General features: G+C 59.2%; 22 protein-coding genes and 1 tRNA gene. 11 read left to right on the top strand and 12 right to left on the bottom strand.

The features are described 5' to 3' along the window. Positions 1–43: 43 nt before the first annotated feature. The 5 genes from ACSQ13_RS03755 (at position 44) to ACSQ13_RS03735 (ending at position 5,379) form a co-directional block, all read left to right on the top strand. Positions 44–973, top strand: a complete 930-nt coding sequence (locus ACSQ13_RS03755; protein WP_176248364.1) for an AEC family transporter — start codon at positions 44–46, stop codon at positions 971–973. Then, positions 970–1,605, top strand: a complete 636-nt coding sequence (locus tag ACSQ13_RS03750; RefSeq protein WP_176248365.1) for a glutathione S-transferase — start codon at positions 970–972, stop codon at positions 1,603–1,605. The genes ACSQ13_RS03755 and ACSQ13_RS03750 overlap by 4 nt, the downstream gene beginning before the upstream one ends. Next, on the top strand, positions 1,602–2,075 hold the full coding sequence (locus ACSQ13_RS03745; RefSeq protein ID WP_295512555.1) for a CIA30 family protein: 474 nt from the start codon (positions 1,602–1,604) through the stop codon (positions 2,073–2,075). The genes ACSQ13_RS03750 and ACSQ13_RS03745 overlap by 4 nt, the downstream gene beginning before the upstream one ends. A gap of 135 nt (positions 2,076–2,210) precedes the next feature. Then, on the top strand, positions 2,211–3,224 hold the full coding sequence (gene rsgA / locus ACSQ13_RS03740; protein ID WP_435988151.1) for a ribosome small subunit-dependent GTPase A: 1,014 nt from the start codon (positions 2,211–2,213) through the stop codon (positions 3,222–3,224). A gap of 352 nt (positions 3,225–3,576) precedes the next feature. After that, positions 3,577–5,379 carry a cation:proton antiporter gene (locus ACSQ13_RS03735; RefSeq protein ID WP_255200068.1) on the top strand — a complete coding sequence of 601 codons (1,803 nt, stop codon included), beginning with the start codon at positions 3,577–3,579 and terminating at the stop codon, positions 5,377–5,379. A 240-nt stretch (positions 5,380–5,619) separates the two neighbouring features. Here the strand turns inward: ACSQ13_RS03735 and ACSQ13_RS03730 are convergent. After that, positions 5,620–5,703, bottom strand: a tRNA-Leu gene (locus ACSQ13_RS03730). Positions 5,704–5,823: 120 nt separating this feature from the next. Between ACSQ13_RS03730 and ACSQ13_RS03725 the strand changes: the two genes are divergently transcribed. The 5 genes from ACSQ13_RS03725 to ACSQ13_RS03705 all read left to right on the top strand — a co-directional run bounded on the left by ACSQ13_RS03725 (position 5,824) and on the right by ACSQ13_RS03705 (position 10,148). Next, entirely contained in the window at positions 5,824–6,345 is a 522-nt protein-coding gene (locus tag ACSQ13_RS03725; protein WP_176248368.1) for a Hint domain-containing protein, read from the top strand. A gap of 393 nt (positions 6,346–6,738) precedes the next feature. Then, positions 6,739–7,077: a P-II family nitrogen regulator gene (locus tag ACSQ13_RS03720; protein ID WP_176248369.1), complete on the top strand. Its 339-nt coding sequence runs from the start codon at positions 6,739–6,741 to the stop codon at positions 7,075–7,077. Positions 7,078–7,112: 35 nt separating this feature from the next. Further along, entirely contained in the window at positions 7,113–8,519 is a 1,407-nt protein-coding gene (gene glnA / locus ACSQ13_RS03715) for a type I glutamate--ammonia ligase (RefSeq protein WP_435988150.1), read from the top strand. 133 nt (positions 8,520–8,652) lie between these two features. Further along, positions 8,653–9,456: a lytic murein transglycosylase gene (locus tag ACSQ13_RS03710; protein ID WP_295512551.1), complete on the top strand. Its 804-nt coding sequence runs from the start codon at positions 8,653–8,655 to the stop codon at positions 9,454–9,456. A 263-nt stretch (positions 9,457–9,719) separates the two neighbouring features. Beyond that, on the top strand, positions 9,720–10,148 hold the full coding sequence (locus ACSQ13_RS03705; protein WP_295512550.1) for a glyoxalase superfamily protein: 429 nt from the start codon (positions 9,720–9,722) through the stop codon (positions 10,146–10,148). Between the two features lie 18 nt (positions 10,149–10,166). Here the strand turns inward: ACSQ13_RS03705 and ACSQ13_RS03700 are convergent, their stop codons facing one another. The 11 genes from ACSQ13_RS03700 to yajC all read right to left on the bottom strand — a co-directional run bounded on the left by ACSQ13_RS03700 (position 10,167) and on the right by yajC (position 17,859). Beyond that, positions 10,167–10,895, bottom strand: a complete 729-nt coding sequence (locus ACSQ13_RS03700) for a heme-dependent oxidative N-demethylase family protein (protein ID WP_295512549.1) — start codon at positions 10,893–10,895, stop codon at positions 10,167–10,169. 163 nt (positions 10,896–11,058) lie between these two features. Then, entirely contained in the window at positions 11,059–11,598 is a 540-nt protein-coding gene (locus tag ACSQ13_RS03695; RefSeq protein ID WP_176248374.1) for a DsbE family thiol:disulfide interchange protein, read from the bottom strand. Beyond that, on the bottom strand, positions 11,591–11,743 hold the full coding sequence (gene ccmD, locus ACSQ13_RS03690) for a heme exporter protein CcmD (RefSeq protein WP_176248375.1): 153 nt from the start codon (positions 11,741–11,743) through the stop codon (positions 11,591–11,593). Before ccmD ends, ACSQ13_RS03695 begins: the two co-directional genes overlap by 8 nt. After that, entirely contained in the window at positions 11,740–12,474 is a 735-nt protein-coding gene (locus tag ACSQ13_RS03685; RefSeq protein WP_176248376.1) for a heme ABC transporter permease, read from the bottom strand. The genes ccmD and ACSQ13_RS03685 overlap by 4 nt, the downstream gene beginning before the upstream one ends. A 64-nt stretch (positions 12,475–12,538) precedes the next feature. Continuing rightward, positions 12,539–13,195 carry a heme exporter protein CcmB gene (gene ccmB, locus ACSQ13_RS03680; protein ID WP_176248377.1) on the bottom strand — a complete coding sequence of 219 codons (657 nt, stop codon included), beginning with the start codon at positions 13,193–13,195 and terminating at the stop codon, positions 12,539–12,541. Further along, positions 13,192–13,809, bottom strand: a complete 618-nt coding sequence (gene ccmA / locus ACSQ13_RS03675; protein ID WP_295512548.1) for a heme ABC exporter ATP-binding protein CcmA — start codon at positions 13,807–13,809, stop codon at positions 13,192–13,194. The genes ccmB and ccmA overlap by 4 nt, the downstream gene beginning before the upstream one ends. Position 13,810: 1 nt before the next feature. Next, the gene (locus ACSQ13_RS03670) at positions 13,811–14,164 is read right to left on the bottom strand and encodes an Mth938-like domain-containing protein (RefSeq protein WP_176248379.1); all 354 of its coding nucleotides are present in this window, start codon (positions 14,162–14,164) and stop codon (positions 13,811–13,813) included. A gap of 4 nt (positions 14,165–14,168) precedes the next feature. Next, positions 14,169–14,924, bottom strand: coding sequence for a sulfite exporter TauE/SafE family protein (locus ACSQ13_RS03665; protein ID WP_176248380.1), 756 nt, complete (start codon positions 14,922–14,924; stop codon positions 14,169–14,171). Then, positions 14,917–15,885 (bottom strand): protein translocase subunit SecF, encoded by a 969-nt coding sequence (secF, locus tag ACSQ13_RS03660; RefSeq protein WP_176248381.1) that lies wholly within the window; start codon positions 15,883–15,885, stop codon positions 14,917–14,919. Before secF ends, ACSQ13_RS03665 begins: the two co-directional genes overlap by 8 nt. Before the next feature lie 9 nt (positions 15,886–15,894). Continuing rightward, entirely contained in the window at positions 15,895–17,544 is a 1,650-nt protein-coding gene (gene secD / locus ACSQ13_RS03655; protein WP_176248382.1) for a protein translocase subunit SecD, read from the bottom strand. Between the two features lie 36 nt (positions 17,545–17,580). Next, the gene (gene yajC / locus ACSQ13_RS03650) at positions 17,581–17,859 is read right to left on the bottom strand and encodes a preprotein translocase subunit YajC (protein ID WP_176248383.1); all 279 of its coding nucleotides are present in this window, start codon (positions 17,857–17,859) and stop codon (positions 17,581–17,583) included. A gap of 227 nt (positions 17,860–18,086) precedes the next feature. Between yajC and ACSQ13_RS03645 the strand changes: the two genes are divergently transcribed. Then, positions 18,087–19,466 (top strand): pentapeptide repeat-containing protein, encoded by a 1,380-nt coding sequence (locus ACSQ13_RS03645; RefSeq protein ID WP_295512547.1) that lies wholly within the window; start codon positions 18,087–18,089, stop codon positions 19,464–19,466. Positions 19,467–19,481: the final 15 nt, after the last annotated feature.

Genomic DNA, 19,481 nt, shown 5'->3' with positions numbered 1-19,481 from the left:
GTGAAACCCCCAGCGATCCGCAAAAACCCCCAAGGCTTTCGTTGTGCAGACACTCCTCGATGTAATTCTCCCCGTCTTTCTGGTCATCGGCTTCGGATATGTCTCTGTCTGGCGGGGCGTGTTTCCGGTCGCGGGCATCGACGGCGTCATGCGCTTTGCCCAAAGCTTTGCCGTCCCCTGCCTGCTGTTCCAGTCCATCGCAAATCTTGATCTGTCCGCCTCCTTCGACCCGCGCCTTCTGTTCAGCTTTTACTCCGGTGCCGCGATCTGTTTTGCCCTTGGTATCTTTGGCGCAAGGTTCATCTTCAAACGCGACTGGGAAGACTGCGTGGCCATCGGGTTTTGCTGCCTCTTTTCAAACTCGGTCCTGCTGGGCCTGCCGATCACCGAACGCGCTTACGGGGCCGATGCGCTGACAGGCAACTTTGCGATCATCGCCATGCACTCGCCGTTTTGCTACGGTCTTGGCATCACGGTGATGGAATTCGTGCGCAACCGCGGGCAATCCGGGCTGAGCCTTGCGCGCAACGTCACCAATGCGATGTTCCACAACCCGCTGGTCATCGGGATCATCGCGGGGTTCTTGGTCAATTTCAGCGGCGTCGCTATACCGGCCGTGATTGACGACGCCCTGTCGCTGATCGTGCGCGCCGCCTTGCCGGCAGCGCTTTTCGCGCTTGGCTGTGTGCTGTTCCAATACAAACCCGAAGGCGACCTCAAGGCGATTGCAATGGTCTGCGGCATTGCCTTGCTGGTCCATCCGGCGATTGTCTGGCTGCTGGGGTCCAGCTTTGCCCTGCCCCAAGACCTGTTCCGTTCGGGCGTGCTGACCGCTGCCATGGCACCGGGGTTCAACGCCTATATCTTTGCCAATATGTATGGCCGTGCGCGCCGTGTGGCGGCCAGTTCGGTCCTGATCGCCACCGTGGCTTCGGTTCTGACCGCGTGGATGTGGCTGTCGATCCTGCCATGATGCCGACGTTCTATTCCTTTCGCCGCTGCCCCTACGCCATGCGCGCGCGGCTGGCGCTTTTGGCATCGGGCGTTCAGGTCGAGCTGCGCGAAATCGTCTTGCGCGACAAGCCGCAGGCTTTTCTGGAGGCCTCCCCCAGCGGGACCGTCCCCTGTCTGGTCCTTCCTGATCACGTGATCGACGAAAGCCTTGATATCATGATCTGGGCGTTTCTGCGGTCTGATCCACAGCGCCTGCACGCCATGCCAGATGCGGGGTGGGATTTGATTGCCCGCTGCGACGGCCCTTTTAAACATGCGCTGGACCGGACCAAATACGCCACCCGCTATCCCGACCAAGATCCTGACCGGCACCGCGCCGATGCCTGCCGTTTCCTGTCTGATCTTGATGCGCGGATCGACACGCATCTGTTTGATCGCCCCCTACTGGCCGATCTGGCGATTGCGCCCTTCGTCCGTCAATTCGCCTTTATCGACAAGCCGTGGTTTGATGCGCAGCCTTGGCCTGATCTGCACGGCTGGCTCGACCGGTTCTTGTCCTCTGACGCATTCGGACTAGCTATGATGAAGTACCCCGCTTGGGTGCCCGGCGACGCACCCACGCAATTTCCAGTGAAAGACCCCAGATCATGACGCAACAGATCACGCCCGGTTGGGAATTTGTCCCCGATGCCGTCATGGGCGGGCTGTCGCGCGGTCAAATCTCGCAAGAGCCGGTCAAAGGCGCACCCGCGACGCGGCTGACGGGTGAAGTATCATTGGAAAACAACGGCGGTTTCTTGCAAATGGCCTTTGATTTTGCAGCAGGTGGCGGTGCGTTTGATGCCAGCGCGTGGACAGGGATCAAGATTGACGTTTGCGGCAACGGGGAACGCTATGATCTGCGCCTGCGCACCACCGATCTGGAAAAACCGTGGCAGTCCTTTCGCAGCGCATTTACGGCACCGGCTGAATGGACGACCTTGGAATTTGCCTTTGCCGATCTCGAAGCCCACCGCACCGACGCGGATTTTGATCCCAAAGCGTTGCGCCGCTTGGGCATCGTCGCCGTAGGCCGCGCGTTCAAGGTCGATGTCGCTGTGCGTAATCTGTGGTTTTACTAGATCGCTTGGCATCGAATACCGCCACAGTACCGCACCTTGCGCAGCAGTATCGGCGCTTTAATCCGTGAAACGTGTTGAAAAACCTCTGCCGTGTGATCAGACCCCCTTGCATCATCGCGTCTGCGCGATCATCCAATGGGTGTGAAAAACAATATTCCCTCCGCACTCTGCTTGGCTGATCTAGGCTGGTCCGCGTTCTTCTCGGACCAGTTGGACCCGTCCGAGGCAGCCCTGCGCCCCGCGCGTATTGCAACCGTGCACCGGTCGCGCATGTCAGCCGAGACTGTCGACGGGCCTGTGCGGCTGTTGTTGCCGCCCAAAACCAACACCACCGATTTCGCGGTCGGCGATTGGGTGCTGCTGGCCGCCGATGACAACATGCTGGTGCGCCGGCTCGACCGGCAGTCGCTGTTGAAACGGGCGGCCAAGGGCGGCCGTGTGCCACAGTTGATCGCGGCAAATCTCGATACCTTGTTTATCGTCACCTCGTGCAACGATGATTTCAACCCAGCCCGACTGGAACGTTACCTTGCCCTTGCCAACGAGGCAGGCACCAAGCCGGTGATCGTTCTGACCAAGGCCGACAAGGTCGATGATACCGCCAGTTTTCTGGATCAGGCCAAGGCGCTGCAACGCGGCCTTGATGTGGTCACGGTCAATGGCAAAACGCCCGACGCGGCCGCCGTGCTGGCCCCGTGGTGCAGCAATGGTCAGACCGTTGCCCTTGTCGGGTCTTCAGGTGTGGGGAAATCGACCTTGCTGAATACCCTTTCCGGCAAAACCGGTGAAGATGCCCAGCAGACAGGCGGCATTCGCGACGATGACGCAAAGGGCCGCCATACGACGACCTCGCGGTCCTTGCATGCGATCAAGGGCGGTGGATGGCTGATCGACACGCCGGGCATGCGCACCCTGCACGTCAGCGATGTATCGGACGGGTTGGACATGTTGTTCGCCGAGATCACCGAACTGGGCCCAAACTGCAAGTTCCGCGATTGCACCCATTCGCATGAACCCGGATGCGCCGTGCAAGCGGCGGTCAGGGCGGGTACGCTCGACCCTGCGCGGCTTGAAAGATGGCGCAAGCTGGGTGATGAAAACCGCGATAACACTGCCGCGTCAACACAAACCCGCGGAAAACGGTGGTAGCGACTGCGGGGGGCTAGCCACCCTTTAGCTACATGAAATCAACGCCTTATAAAGGCGTCCCACAGACAGCGCGCCTTGCAACGCTGCCCGCACAGGTCTGCGGGCCGGAACCATTGCGCGATACATGCGTTGCCCTTGCGAAGTCGAAAAGAGCAAGCATGCCCGAAAACCCCACAATTCCCCCGCCGCCAAAGGTGACATCAAAACCACTCTATTAGACCAACAGGCGCTGTGACGGTGCCGCGTCCCGCAGCTTATGTCGTGCCGACGTAACGGAACGCCCCTCCAGTTTTATTGTTATTTTCTCTCCTTCTCATGTTAATTTGATGAACGATTAAAAAAGGATACCATTGTGGCAACAGAAGCACTTGGCGCGCTTACCCCCGTAACGGCAATCGCATTGGTCGGCGCAATCGGCGTCGGATCACAATGGATCGCGTGGCGGCTGCGCATGCCTGCCATCGTGCTTATGCTGGTCGCCGGTATTGTGATCGGGCCGGTTCTGGGTATCTTTGACCCGACCCGCGATATCGGGCCGCTGATGGCCCCGATGATATCCATCGCAGTGGCCATTATCCTGTTCGAGGGCGGGCTTTCGCTGAACTTTCACACGCTGCAAGACGCGGTGGGCGGGGTCAGGCGACTGGTTTATATCGGTGCGCCCTTGGGCTGGCTTTTGTCGGCCCTGTCGCTGCATTATGTGGCAGGTTTGGGCTGGTCCAGCTCTGCGGTTTTTGGCGGGATCATGATCGTCACAGGCCCCACCGTCATCGCGCCGCTGTTGCGCACCGCCCGCCTGTCGCGCCGCCCTGCCACCTTGTTGCAATGGGAAGCGATCATTAACGACCCCATCGGCGCGCTGGCTGCCGTTTTGGCGTTCGAAGTCGTGCTGGCCCTGAACACCGCAACCACCGCGTCAGAGGCAATGGTCGATCTGCTGCTGGGTGCCGTTGTGGCAACTGCCGCAGGGGTCGCCGCGGGCGTTGGCCTGTCGCGTAGTTTCAAGCGCGGCTGGGTGCCGGAGTACATGAAAGTGCCGGTGCTGTTTGCCCTGTTGCTGGGTGTCTTTGCAGCATCCGACGCGGTGCTGCATGAAAGCGGGCTCCTGGCCGTGACGATCATGGGCATTGTGATCGCGAACTCCAAACTGCCCAGCTATGAGGAACTGCGCCGCTTCAAGGAACACGCGACCGTGTTGCTGGTATCGGGTGTGTTCATTCTGCTTGCTGCGGGGCTGGACGTTGACGCGCTCGGCAATCTTGACTGGCGCGCTGCGGCCTTTGTCGCGGTGGTCGTTCTGATCGCGCGGCCCGTGACGGTTTTTATCTCGCTCTTTGGTTCGGGCATCCCGTTTCGCGAAAAACTGCTGGTCGCGCTGACCGGTCCGCGCGGTGTTGTGCTGGTTGCCGTTGCGGGATTGTTTGGCGACCGTCTGCTCAACCTCGGCTTTGAAGACGCGGCACTGATCGCGCCCTTGGCCTTTGCCTTGGTCGCGGTGACGGTTGTGGTTAACGGCTTTAGCCTTGCGCCCTTTGCGCGGGTGCTGGGCCTGGCCGGTGCGGATGTGCCGGGCGTGGTGATCATCGGCGGGGCCAACTGGACAACCGCGCTGGCCGAAACCCTCAGAAAGGCTGAAGTGCCGGTGCTGATGACCGACCCCAATTTCATCCGGCTGCGCAAGGCCCGTGCAGCGGGCATCGACACGTTTTCGGGCGATATTCTGTCCGAAGCGGCGGAACAGCGGGTCGAACTGGTCAGCTATGCGACGCTGATCGCAGCCACGGATAATGACGCCTATAACACCTTGGTAACCACCGACCTTGCCCCTGAATTTGGGCGCGAAAATGTGTTTCAGGTGATGCGTGAACGGTCTGAAAGCACCCGCCACCAGCTGCCGCGCACCTTGGGCGGCCGGCCCTTGGCGCTCGAGGCCACCCATGCCGAGCTTGAGGCGATGATGGCCGATGGCTGGCGCTTCCGGACCACCAGACTGACGGAAGAGTTTTCCTTGGAGGACTGGCGCGCAGAAAGCCCTGATGCAAAACTGCTGGCGCGGATTGCGCCCAACGGAGCGATCCGGTTCATCCGCAAAAACGAAGAGTTCAAAGGCGCGCCCGACATCCGCATCATCGCCCTGCGCCCCCCACAAGACTGAGTGAATACCGCACTGCCGCCGCTGGATTTCACGGCGCTGGTAGTGCGGCCCACCCCCAAATAGCGGCAGAAATCCGAAAGACCGAGCGCATGGAAAAGCGTTCGGCGTGCGTGCTTCAGGCAGCATTCAGTCACGTTGGATGGTGATGATATGAATGAAGAGGAAAGTTCGGAACCAAACCCAAAGGCGGCAGTTCACAAACGGCCTCAAGTAGCCAATGCCGATAGGCCAAAAATAAATTGGTGCGGGTGAAGGGACTCGAACCCCCACGCCATAGGCGCCAGAACCTAAATCTGGTGCGTCTACCAATTCCGCCACACCCGCATTGCGCGGTCTCTATCAAACAAGTTTGGGATAGGCGAGTGTAAAAAACACAAGACATCAACACTTTTTTACCTTATCCACTTCATTACCTGAGGTAGGTAAAGCAAGAAAGAGACGCCCATGAAACCGAATACGGTCGGGCGCGTCAGCGAACAGGATTCGCTAGCGGGCCATTATATGCCCTATGTCAGCGTCGATAGCGGCCTGATATCTGGCACACGTTTGCTCACCCTTGATGGGGAGATTCCGGTGGAAGTTCTGAGCATCGGTGACAAACTTATTACGCGTGATTGTGGGATTTCCACTGTCACCCATATCCAACGAACCACTCGTAAAGTTCATACCATCGCTTTTGCAGCCGGATCGCTGGGGCATACGCGTCCTGAATCCGACACCCTGCTGGCGGCTGACCAGATGGTTCTGGTTCGCGACTGGCGTGCGCAGGCGATGTTCAATTCCGAACGCGCCCTGGTTGCGGCACGCGCCCTTGTGGATGGTGAATTCATCATCGACCAAGGCGAACAAAAACAGGTCCTGATCCAGATCTTCTGCGACGGTCCGCATATTCTGTATGCCGGCGGGTTGGAGCTGGGAACCGCAGATGCCTGCCGCGCACGTGGCGCAGTCCTGGACGCCGCATAACACGACCGCTGCCCAAGGGATTGGGCAGCCGTTGATCTCATCCCCCGCAAACTGCCGCGCGCGACCCTCGCGCCCCGTTCGTGTGCCCCACAGGTATGCCCCGCACTGCGCCGAACATCCGCCAACCGCGGAATCAGCCATCGGTAAATTCCACCGAAAACGCATCAGGCCCCGCATCTTGACGCCTGCCGCGCGACCGAATTGCCCCTGCCCCGGCCTTTTCAATTTCACAACTGCCTAATTTTTAATCTCACAGCACATTTTTCATGCTACCCGCTCGAAATTTCATCGCCCGATGTGGACTCCGCCTGACGCTTGGTAGACCGTCGCCTTGCATAGTGAAATGACGCTCATGCAAACATTGAATACCGCATATCGGCAGGGAGGCCTCAGATGAAAAAGATCGAAGCTGTGATCAAACCGTTCAAGCTTGATGAAGTCAAAGAGGCGCTTCAGGACGTCGGCGTTCAGGGGCTTAGCGTGATTGAAGTCAAAGGTTTCGGCCGTCAGAAGGGCCATACCGAACTGTACCGTGGTGCCGAATACGTCGTTGATTTCCTTCCCAAGGTCAAAATCGAGATTGTTCTGGATGACGATCAGGTAGACGCCGCCATCGAGGCCATCGTGAACGCCGCGAAGACCGAAAAGATCGGGGATGGCAAAATCTTTGTCAGCACCATCGAACAAACAATTCGCATCCGCACCGGCGAGACCGGTTCAGACGCGCTGTAATCCACCAAAGGTTCCAAGAAAGAGGATATCATCCAATGAGCACCAAGGACTTCTTGAAAAAGATCAAGGACGAGGACATCGAATACGTAGATGTTCGCTTTACGGACACGCGCGGCAAGCTGCAGCACGTCACAATCGTTTCTGATCTGGTCGATGAAGACTTCATCGAAGAGGGCTTCATGTTTGACGGCTCCTCGATCGCGGGCTGGAAAAGCATCGAAGCATCCGACATGAAACTGATGCTCGACACCGACACAGCTTACGTTGACCCGTTCTATGCTGAAAAAACACTTTGCGTGCACTGCTCGATCGTCGAGCCGGACACAGGCGAAGCCTATGACCGCGACCCACGCGGCACGGCCCAGAAAGCCGAAGCATATCTGAAATCCTCGGGTATTGGTGACACGGCCTATATGGGCCCCGAAGCCGAATTCTTCCTGTTCGACAACGTCAAATTCTCGAACACGATCAACAAGGTATCCTACGAAGTTGATGCGTCCGACGCGTCCTGGAACACCGACACCGATTACGAGATGGGCAACACGGGCCACCGCCCCGGCCTCAAGGGCGGCTACTTCCCGGTCAACCCTGTCGACGAAGCACAAGACCTGCGCGCCGAGATGCTGTCCACGATGAAGCGCCTCGGGATGAAGGTCGACAAGCACCACCACGAGGTGGCGTCCTGCCAGCACGAACTTGGTCTGATCTTCGGCACCCTGACGCATCAGGCGGACGAGCTGCAAAAGTACAAATATGTGATCCACAACGTGGCACATGCTTACGGCAAATCGGCAACCTTTATGCCCAAGCCGATCTATGGCGATAACGGCTCAGGTATGCACGTGAACATGTCGATCTGGAAAGACGGCAAGCCGCTGTTTGCAGGCGACAAATACGCCGACCTGTCCCAGGAAGCGCTGTATTTCATCGGCGGCATCCTGTCCCACGCCAAATCGTTGAACGCCTTCACCAACCCGGCGACCAACAGCTACAAGCGCCTGATCCCGGGCTTCGAAGCCCCCGTTCTGCGCGCCTATTCCGCCCGCAACCGCTCTGGCTGCGTTCGGATCCCATGGACAGAAAGCCCCAAAGCCAAGCGCGTCGAGGCACGTTTCCCCGATCCCGCAGCCAACCCCTACCTGTGCTTTGCAGCACTGCTGATGGCTGGCCTTGACGGCATCAAGAACAAGATCGATCCGGGCGAAGCCATGGATAAGAACCTGTATGATCTGCCTGCCGAGGAACTGGCCGGTATCCCAACCGTTTGCGGGTCCCTGCGCGAAGCGCTGGACGAGCTGCAAAGCGACATGGATTACCTGCTGGCCGGTGACGTGTTCACCAAGGACCAGATCGAAGGTTACATCGAACTCAAGATGGAAGAAGTGCACAAATACGAGCACACACCCCACCCTGTTGAATTCGGCATGTACTACAGCTGCTAATCAACAGAAGTTAAGAAAATCCAAAGGGCGTCCCAAGCGGGGCGCCCTTTGTGCATTGATCACGGCAGTTTCACTTTGCAGATCAGGCCCCGTTGGTTAATGTCGCTTTAATTCAGTCACTTTGGGGTTTTTTATGTATTTCTTTAAAACGATTACCGCCGCCTGCCTTTTGACAGCCGGCCTCTGCGCACCCGTGGTTGCCGCAGAATGCGGAAACAGCGGCGGCGGCTTTAACGCCTGGAAATCCTCCTTCGCAAAAGAAGCAGCAGCCGCAGGGGTTGGCAAACGCGGTCTGGCAGCCCTGGCCGATGCCCAATACGCCTCGCGCACCATCGCCGCAGACCGCAACCAAAAGTCGTTCAAATACTCCTTGTCGAAATTCATGCAGGTGCGCGGGGCCGATACCATCGTCGCCCAAGGCCGCAAACGCAAAGCCCGCGATGCCGCGTTCTACCAGTCCTTGGAAGCCCGCTTTGGCGTGCCGGCAGGGGTCATCATCGCGATCCACGGGATGGAAACCGCATTCGGCGGCTTCATGGGTGACAGCGCTGTTGTCTCGGCCATCACCACATTGACCTATGACTGCCGCCGCTCCGCCTTCTTTGAACCCCACGCAATCGGCGCGTTGAAGCTGGTCGATATGGGCGCAATCACCGGATCGACCAAAGGCGCGAAACACGGCGAACTGGGCCATACGCAGTTCCTGCCGGGCAATGCCCTGCGCTACGGCGTTGACGGCAATGGCGACGGGCGCATTGATTTCTATAACCAGACCGATGCCCTCGCCTCGACCGCCAATTTCCTGCGCCAGAAGGGCTGGCAACCCGGCGTCGGCTATCAGGAAGGTCAGGGAAACTTCGCCGTGATCAAGCAATGGAACGCCGCCGGCGTGTATCAAAAAGCCATCGCCATCATGGGTACCCGCATCGACGGCTAACCTAACCTGGCACCAGAATGCGCACCCGGACAGGTGCGCATCCCCTGCCTTCCAAATGGCCAAAAATCCTCGCCGAAGGTATCCGAACCGGGCCCCGAACCGCGTCCCTTGCAACTTTCGCGCCAACGCGCCATATGGGGGTCAGGGAAAGGCCCCTGCCGTCCGCATTCCGGTGAAGCCCTTTGAAACACGACACCTTCAATCTCGCCGATTGACGGGTAACGCGGACCCCCTTCGACTTTTGCGAGAGCAGGAGTGTTAAAATGACAACCCCGATCCCCCCGACCGATGTCCTGAAATCTCAGGCAAAACGCCTGCGTGCAGATCTGGCAGCGCAAGGAAACACCGTTTCCCACGCCGCGACCCTGGAAATAGTTGCCCATCAATGGGGCGCGCGCGACTGGAACACCCTGAGCGCCCAAGCCAGCACCCCGACCATCGGCTGGAAACCCGGCGACCGCGCCTCGGGCCGCTATCTTGGCCAACCGTTCAAAGGCGTGGTGAAAGCGGCGAAACTCTCCGGCTCCGGCATGTGGTCCCTGACGCTTCGCTTTGACCAAGCCGTTGACGTGGTGACCTCGCCCCTGTTCAGCAACCTGCGACGGCAGGTGAACGCCGTGGTGGGCGCAAACGGGATTTCCCCGCGCAAGACCTCGGACGGGCAGCCACATCTGGTGCTTGACCCGCGCTAAGCTCACACGCCTGTTGGATCAGCGTCCAACAGGCGTAACATCGCCGCGCACCACGACGGTATGAATGGTGAACACAACCGCGTCCGTTTCGGGCAAGCGCAAGATACATTGCCGCTCCGACCTCAGAAACGGCATTTCATCCCCCACTTCGCGCCGGCGCGGCTGGTGCAGATCGGCATCGGCATAGGTCAACCTGTTGAACCGCCACAACGGCTGGCCCACCCGAACCCCGTCAAACAGACGCTGCACCCGGCGGGCAATGTTATCGTCATATTCTTCGACCGGCACATGGATTGCCGTCAACGGGCGCTCGATTTTCTCGGCCAAACGCCAATTCGCAGGAAAGCACAGCACAGCGGCGGCCAGAACGTGCTCATCCCCCCGCTTTTGCAAAATGCAAATGTCTTCCTGCACCAAATGCCCCAAACTGCGCAGGGGCGCGTCCCAGTCCAGATCGACCGCGCGCCCGTCAGGGCAGATGACCCGGCTCCCCTCAACGGCAAAGCCAAGCTGTGGCAAAATCCCCAAAGCCTCGCGCAACACCTCGAGACTGGCCTCGCGCGCAGTGTCAGGTTCATACAATACATCCTGGGGCCTCTGGGCAATCAGCTCGGCGCGGTACTGCATCTGCGCAGCGTAAGCATCATCCGCCCGCAGCCAGTCATTCGCCGCACAAGGTCCAACCCCCGGCAAGCGCACATCGCCGCCCTGCTCATTCGGCAAACGCTTTTGTAAAATCTGTCTCACGGGTCAACACCCCTACCAAGTAACCTAGAAAATTCGCCACACTCCGCCCCGCCCCGGGCTTCTCTGGCTCTTAAATATCCTCGCCAAAGGCGAAATTCTTTTGGCCGGCGCGCAAAGGAAGAAATGCCTTCGGCGAGGATTTAAGTCCATTTGGAATAACAGACTACTCTGCCAAAGCATCCCGTAACGCGGGCAGGAAACGCTGTTCATAGTCGCTTCCGACCAAGGGGCCGGCAAAGCGGAACAATACGGTGCCATCCCCGTCGATGATAAAGGTTTCCGGCGGCGCGGTTACACCCCAGTCAATGGCCGTGCGCCCTTGCGGGTCAAAGGCTACGCCTTGAAACGGGTTACCGTCATCAGTCAGATAGCTGGTTGCCGCCCCAGCTGTGTCCTTGAAATTCACCCCGATGATCGCGATCCCGTCGGCCTGCATTTTCAACAGGGTCGGATGCTCTGCGCGGCAGGGCGGGCACCAGCTGGCCCAGAAGTTCACCAGCGTCACCTTGCCGCTTGCAAGGGCGTCGGCTGCGGGGGGCGCAAAACCGCTGAGTTCCTGTTCAGGCAGCGCCGGGGCCGTTTGGCCGACCAGAGTTGACGGCAACCCTTCGGGGTCGGGTCTGAACATGCCAAAGGCCGCGAGGGCCACGAATGCGGCAAAGATCAGCGGCGGGGCAAGCATCAATGGTGATATCTTAGGCATCTTTTTGCGCCTCGATCCGGGCCAGTTCCGCCCTTGCGCGGCGGCCTTTGCGCAAGGACAACAGGATCAGCCCCGCCATCAGCACCAGGGACAGACCGTAAGCGGCAAGCACCTCGGCGGCGTATTTTCCAAGATCAGGCATCATGCTTCTTTCTTGCTGCGGGCGAGCAATGCGCGGGCGCGGCGCAGGCGGATTTCTGTGCCGGTGCGGTACAAAACCAACGCCAGAAACAGCAGGCCAAAGCCTACCATGCTGATCACCAGCGGATAAAAGAACACGTCAGACACCGTTCGTCCCCCCGTTGCCACGGGCACGGATGTGCCCTGATGCAGCCCCTGGTTCCAGAACTTGACCGCATAGCGTGACAGTACCGCAAACACCGACCCCACAAGACACAGCACAGAGGTCAGATCGGCGGCAGTGTCCGGGTCATCGACGGCTTCCCACAGGGCGATATAGCCAAGGTAGAACAGGAACAGGATCAGGAATGACGTCAGGCGCGGGTCCCATGCCCACCATGTGCCCCACATCGGCTGGCCCCAGATCGCACCGGTCACCAGCGCAATAACCGTCATGGTAATACCGACCGGTGCCGCCGCTTTGGCGGCCAGGGCGCTGACGTGGTGGCGGCGGATCAGCCAGATCAGCGAGGCAACCAGCATCATGAACCACGCATTGATTGCCATCAGCGCAGCAGGGACGTGCAGGTAGATAATCTTGACCGTTGATCCCTGGCGGAAATCATCCGGCGTGGCAAAGAACCCCCACACCAGCCCCACAACCACACAGATCGCGGCTGCCGCCCAGAGATAGGGTTGCACACGGGCTGACAGGCCCAAAAACTTTACCGGATTGGCATATTCCCACAATGACATGTTCGGTATTTACCCTTCCCCTAGGATGCACTCAATGGGCAAAACGCCTCAGGCGTTGGCCCGCTCATCGCAACGTCATCCGCAACACCGCAGCCGAGGCGAAAGGCATCAGCGCAATCGTGCCCAGCGTGATGCCCGCCAGCAGGATCAGCGGCGTGGTGCCATCCAGCCCCATCGCCCCGCGACGTGCGGCTTCGGCCCCAAAGATCAACGTCGGCACATAAAGCGGCAGCACCAGCAGCGACATCAACAGCCCGCCGCGTTTGATCCCCACCGTCAGGGCCGCCCCGAAGGCACCGATCACCGACAGTGCCGGCGTGCCAAGTGCGAGCGACGCGATCAACCAAAGATACCCGTCAGGGGCAAGGTTCAGCATCAGCCCCAGCACCGGCGCGGCCAGCACCAATGGCAGCCCGGTGGTCAACCAGTGCGACAGCGCCTTGATGCTCAGCGCGGCCTCCAGCGGCAGGGGCGCGGTGGCCAGCAGATCCAATGTACCGTCCTCGAAATCAAGGGCCAGCAGCCGGTCAAGCGACAGCAGGCAGGCCAGCAGCGCCCCCAGCCACAACACCCCCGGCGCGATGGTGGACAGCAGTTCGGATTGCGGGCCGACGCTGAACGGCACCAGCACTGTGACAATCAAAAAGAACGCGAGCCCGAGGCCAAAGCCGCCGCCGGCGCGAAATGCCAGCATCAGGTCGCGGTGCAGCAGCGCAATCATAAAAACGCCTCGTCGCTGGCACCGCTGCGCTGGTCCGCTTTGGCGCGGTACGGGGCCACATCATAGGTGGCGGCATTCAGGCCAAGGTCGATATGGGTGGCGATCAGCGCCATGCCCCCTGCCCGCAGATGCGCCGTGACGGCGGAGGCGAACATCGCAACTGCGTCCGCGTCCAGCGACACGGTGGGTTCGTCCAGCACCCACACGGGCCGCCCCGTGACCATCAACCGCGCCAACCCCAGCCGCCGTTTTTGCCCCGCCGACAGGGTGCCCGCCAGCCGGTCGCGCAACGGGTCCAGCTGATAGGCAGCCAGCGCCGGTTCGATATCGCTGTTGCCAAAGACCTGCGCCCAGAAGGTCAGGTTTTCGGTCACGCTGAGCATCGCCTTGAGGCCATCCGCATGGCCCGCATAGGCGATGGTTTCATCCGCCCCGTCGATCTGCCCCGACAGCGCCGGTTGCAGCCCCGCGATGGTGCGCAGCAGCGTGGTCTTGCCCGCGCCATTCGGGCCGCGCAAGATCAGCGCCGCACCGGGAGCAATCTCAAAGCTGACCCCGCTCAGCACAGGGACGCCGCCACGGGCGACGGCCAGATCGTGGATGCATAATGTCATATCAGATCGGGATCATCGCCAACGCCACGCGCCGGCCTTCGCTCAGCAAGACGTTATAGGTGCGCGATGCGGCGGGCGATGACATCACTTCAAGGCCCAGACCCGCGTCATCCATCTGGCGGCGCAGGTCAGCGGGGATATGGGCGATCTCGGCCCCCATGCCCAGAAACAAGATATCAACCGTGCCTGCCAGTGCCAGCAGCGCGTCGGCGTCGTCAAACCCGCCCCATGTCCGGGTGCCCGACGCGCCGGTAATCACCGGCCCGTGGATCACGGTGCCGCCAATGCGGAAAAATCCGGGGCCATACCCTTCGACAGGTTTGGCATCGTTAAACACAACCTCGTTCAGGCGCATGACCTTATCCTTTCCACAACGGCAATCCGATAATAGCGGAAAGCCCGATGACAATATAGGCCACCACGCGGAAAAGCGTCTCGGATTGCGGGTTAAATAGTCGCGCCCCGATCATATTGGCCAAAACGTTGGGGATGCCCATCAAAAGGCCCAGCACAACAACGGGCCACACCAACTGCCCGCTGAGCAAAAGCATGATGAACAGCAGGCAATCAACGCCGACAAGATACAGCAGGAAATTCGCTCGGATCGCTGCGATTGGCAATTTGCTGGCCATATAAAGCATGATCACGGGCGGGCCCGCGACACCTGCAAACCCTGTCATGAAACCACCCAAAGCGCCGGTCCCGACAATCAGCGGTTTACCCAACGTGCCGGAATAGCGCCAGCCGGTGATCAACAGCATCAACAGTGCAATGACGACGCCCGACACGATCCAGCCAAAGACATCGGGTGACATGGCGGACAAAACGACCAAGCCCACGGGCATGGCCAGCAAGACACCTGACAGCAAGAGCCAGATATCGCGTTTGGACCCTTGGCGCAGGGCCGACGGCAGATTTGGCAGCGGGCCAAGCAATTCGGTTGTGGACAGGAAGATGATGGCCTGAACGGGGCTTAGCACCGATGCGGCGACGGGCATGATAATCATGGCGCTGCCAAAGCCGGAAAAACCGCGTACCAACCCCGATGCGATAACGCTCAAAAGCAGCCAGATCAGACCCGAGGTTGATCCGGCCGCCGCTAAGACGTCATGCATCTATGTTGGCGTATTGACCCGAACCGGTGTCTTTCTTGGTCCAGTCACGTTTCACGCCCAGGAACAGCACCACGTTTTTCGCCACATAAACCGACGAATAGGTACCCACGACGACACCCCATGTGATCGCAAAGACGAAACCGCGGATCACATCGCCACCCAGAACCAGCAACGCAATCAGCGCCAGCAGGGTGGTGCCCGATGTCATCAAGGTCCGGCTTAGGGTTTCGTTGACGCTGATGTTCATCACATCGCGCAGGGGGCGTTTTTTGTATTTGCGCAGGTTTTCCCGCAGGCGGTCAAAGATGACCACCGTATCGTTGATCGAATAGCCGATGATCGTCAGGATTGCTGCGATCACAGGCAAATCGAACCGGATTTGCAGGGCCGAAAAAATGCCGACGGTCAGGATCACATCGTGAAACAGGGCCGCAACCGCGCCGACGGAAAACTGCCATTCGAACCGCAACCAGATGTAGATCAGGATTGCCCCCAGCGATGCGCCAACCGCAAGCAGGGCAGTCTGGATAAGTTCGCCCGACACTTTCGGCCCGACCGATTCCACCGAGGTGAAAACGATCTTTGGCGCAACGGTTTTCAGGGCGGCTTCAACGGCTTCGATCATTTCAGGGGTCGCGGCCTCTTCGCCGTCTTGCGCCTGAATGCGGACCATCGCCACATGTTTGCTGCTGTCGCTTGTCGGGTCGAACACCTCTGAGATCGACACATCGCCCAGACCCAACGGCTCCATCGCGGCGCGGTAGGCGGCCACGTCAACAGCCGTCTCGCTTTGGGTGCGCAATGTCGTGCCACCGCGGAAGTCGATGCCATAGTTCAGACCCATCGTGAACCACACGGCAAGGGCCAGAACCACCGCCACGCAAGACGCCCCAAAGGTCAGCTTGGCGTGTTTGAAAAAGTCGATATTGGTTTCGTCGGGGATTAAACGCATGCGTTTCATTTCAGTCTCCTAGACCGTGATCGTCTTGGGACGGGCGCGTTCAAACCAGAACACAACCATCAGACGGGTGACGAAATATGCGGTGAAAACCGAGGTAACAATGCCGATCCCCAGCGTCACGGCAAAGCCGCGTACCGGCCCCGACCCCAGAACGAACAGGATCACAGCGATGATAAAGGTGGTGATGTTGGCATCCAGAATGGCGCTGAGCGCGCGCTCATATCCCAGACTGATGGCACGCGCGGGGCCCTTGGCGGTTTTCAGTTCCTCGCGGATACGTTCAAAGATCAGCACGTTCGCATCCACCGCCATACCGACAGTCAGCACGATGCCCGCGATCCCCGGCAGGGTCAGCGTCGCCCCGATCAGGCTGAGCAGACCAAAGATCATCGCGACGTTCACCAACAAGGCGATATTGGCAAAGAACCCGAACAGGCCATAGGTCGCCCACATAAAGAACAGCACCGCGATGAACGCGACGCTTGTTGCGATCTTGCCCGCGTCAATGCTGTCTTGTCCCAGTTCCGGCCCGATTGTGCGTTCCTCGACAAAGGTCAGACCCGCAGGCAAGGCCCCTGCCCGCAGCAGCACGGCCAGATTGGTTGATTCCTCGACCGAGAAATTACCGGTGATGATGCCGGAGCCACCGGGAATGGCGCTTTGAATGGTGGGGGCGCTGATGACCTCGTTATCCAGAACAATCGCAAAAGGCGCGCCGATGTTTTCGGCTGTATAGGTCCCGAACTTGCGCGCACCGGTGGTGTCAAAGCGGAAGCTGACAGCGGGCCGGCCGTTCTGGTCAAAGCTGGGCTGCGCGTCGACCAGTTCTTCGCCGGTCACAACGGGGGCAGTTTCAAGAATATAGTACACACCGGGGGCTTCGGCGTCAGGCAGCAGCGAATTGCCCAGACCGGGATTGGCATTTTCATCCGCGCCACGGTTCACAACAGGGTTAAAGGTCAGCTGCGCGGTTGTCCCGATGATCGCTTTCAATTCAGCAGCAGACCCGATGCCCGGCACCTGAATAAGGATGCGATCAGACCCCTGACGCTGGATCGTGGGTTCGCGCGTGCCAACCTCGTCGATACGGCGGCGGATGATTTCCAGCGATTGCTGCATGGTCCGTTCGTCTGTGGCCTGCTTTTCGGCCTCCGACAGGGTCACGGTGATGATGTTATCGGCACCGTTAACCACGATATCATTCTGGCCGGCCCCTGTGATGGATTGCACAGGCCGCGCCAGCGTGCGTGTCGCCTCCAGCGCTTGGGCCAGCAGTTCGGGATCATTGATCCGGACCCGCAATTCACCTTCGGGCGCATCGACGCGGCGGACCGGCGTGATCGACCGCAAGACATCGCGCACCTCGGGCCATGCCGCTTCCATCCGGTTGGCGTAAACCTCGGCCACGTTGACCTCGGCCAGCAGATGCGCGCCGCCGCGCAGATCCAGACCAAGGTTCACCAACCGCTCGGGCAGGAATTCCGGCCAAAGGGCCGCCTGCGCCTCAAGCTCGGGGGTGGACCCGGCCACATCCATCGCCTTGAGCGCGTCATTATGCTGTTCTACGGGGCCGTAGAACGCGTTCGGCAGCGCCAGATACAGGCCTGTCACACAGGTGAGGATGATCAACACCCGTTTCCACAGATCAATCTGAAGCATGGCTTAAGCCCTTCTTAACGCTGCCGGTTGGGCAGTTTATTTGGCAGGTTCGGTCTTGGACACAACCGTCGCGATGGTCGACTGCACAACGCGTACTTTGACGTTTTCGGCCAGTTCGACCTCAAGCTCGCCATCGTCCTTGACCTTGACAACCTTGCCGATCAACCCGCCCTGGGTGACCACCTGATCGCCACGGCGCAGACCCGCAACCATCGCCTGATGTTCTTTCACCTTCTTCTGCTGAGGGCGGATAAGCAGGAAATACATGATCGCGAAGATCAGAATGAGGGGCACGAATTGCTGAATGCCTTGCATGGGGATGGTCCTTTTATTGAGGGAGCACGCCCGTTCCGGCCTGCCGTCGAAGTTTGGCGGAACCTAGGTCCAGATGCGGGGCTTTGCAAGGTGGCTTCACGTGTATTTCAGACCGCCACGGGCCAAGGGCGGGCTTCTGTGCAGGGTTTGCAGGGCGGCACACGTTTTGAGCGGTTGTGACAGATGGTTTTGCACGGCATGGTGGTGGGGAATATGGGGGTGTGCCGTTGGACGACGAAAAGCAAACGATAAGAGCGTGGTTCGGCCTTGCCGAGCCCTTCGACTGGCGCAAGCGCAGCTACTTGGGACCGTTCCTGTTTGGGATCGGCGTGCTGATCGTCTGCGGACTATTTTCCCTCGCCATCGCTGCGGCGTTCAAACTGCTTGGGGCGGCTGTGTTTGGTGGCCTCCCTCAGGGAGCAGGTTCGAGCTTTGGCCTGACAGGCATTATCGTCGCCATGATTGGTGCGCCATTTGTGGTTTGGCGGGCAGTGGTTGCGCAAAAGCAAGTTGATGTTGCAGAGCAGGGGCAGATCACCGACCGCATCTCGAAAGCTGTCGAAGGGCTCGGCGCTGAAAAGACGGTAAAGGATGCGGGTGAAGAAACGACCGAACCAAATCTCGAAGTGCGCATCGGCGCGATATATGCGCTGGAACGCATCGCCCAAGACAGCCTGCGCGATCATATCCAGATCATGGAAATTCTGTGCGCCTATATACGAGAAAATGCGCCTTTGCGCGAAACGCCAAAAAACCCGTTCGAGGTTTGGGAGGTGGAGGACTACGAGGGAACCGAAAAGGCAGAAATGCCAAAAGGGGCCGAAATGCGGGATTGGGCAAGGTCTCTTCAAAAACCCCGCACCGATATTCAGGTCGCCCTTGAAGTCATTGGTCGACGCAAACCCCGGCAGATCAAAATTGAACGTTCAGCAAGAATTGGGGAAAGCGAAATTGGATATCGGCTAGATCTGCGATCGACTTGCTTACAAGGTGCTGACCTTAACGAATTAAACTTCGCAGACGGATTATTTAGCAAAGCCCAGTTACAGGGGGCAAACCTGTCGTTCGCGCACTTTGACGACGTAATCCTCAATGGTGCAAAGCTACAGGGAGCAGTGTTAGGCGCGGCATATTTGCAGCGAGCCCATCTAATAGAGGCAAAGTTGCAAGGAGCCATTCTTAGTAGCGCTGAGTTGCAGAGGTCTCGTCTGCATGAGGCAAAGTTGCAGGGGGCGGAACTGATAGGGACAACTCTGCTAGGGGCACGCTTGATAGGTACGCAGTTGCAGGGGGCGGATCTCACGGCGGCCAGATTGCAAGGAGCCATTCTCGCATATGCGCAATTCGATGAATCAGCTATTCTATTTCATGCTTTTTTCAGAGGCGCAGTGGTACGAGAAATAGATTTTTCGGTCACTTTGATAAACCCTGATCAACTTTTGAACATGTTTGGCGATGGCACAGTCATCCTTCCCGGCGGCCATGGTCCCGATCACGAAAGCTGGCCGGTCGACTGGAGCAAAGAGAAACTGAGTGATCCCGACTTCAACAAACAACACCGCGCCTTCCAGCGCTCTATCGGACAAGACCCCGACAACCCCACATAACCCGCCACACCACAT

It is taken from the genome of Sulfitobacter sp. SH22 (assembly GCF_965641905.1).
Taxonomy (GTDB): Bacteria; Pseudomonadota; Alphaproteobacteria; order Rhodobacterales; family Rhodobacteraceae; genus Sulfitobacter.
The sequence above is the reverse complement of the archived record's forward strand: the minus strand, read 5'-3'. Positions and strand labels throughout refer to the sequence as shown.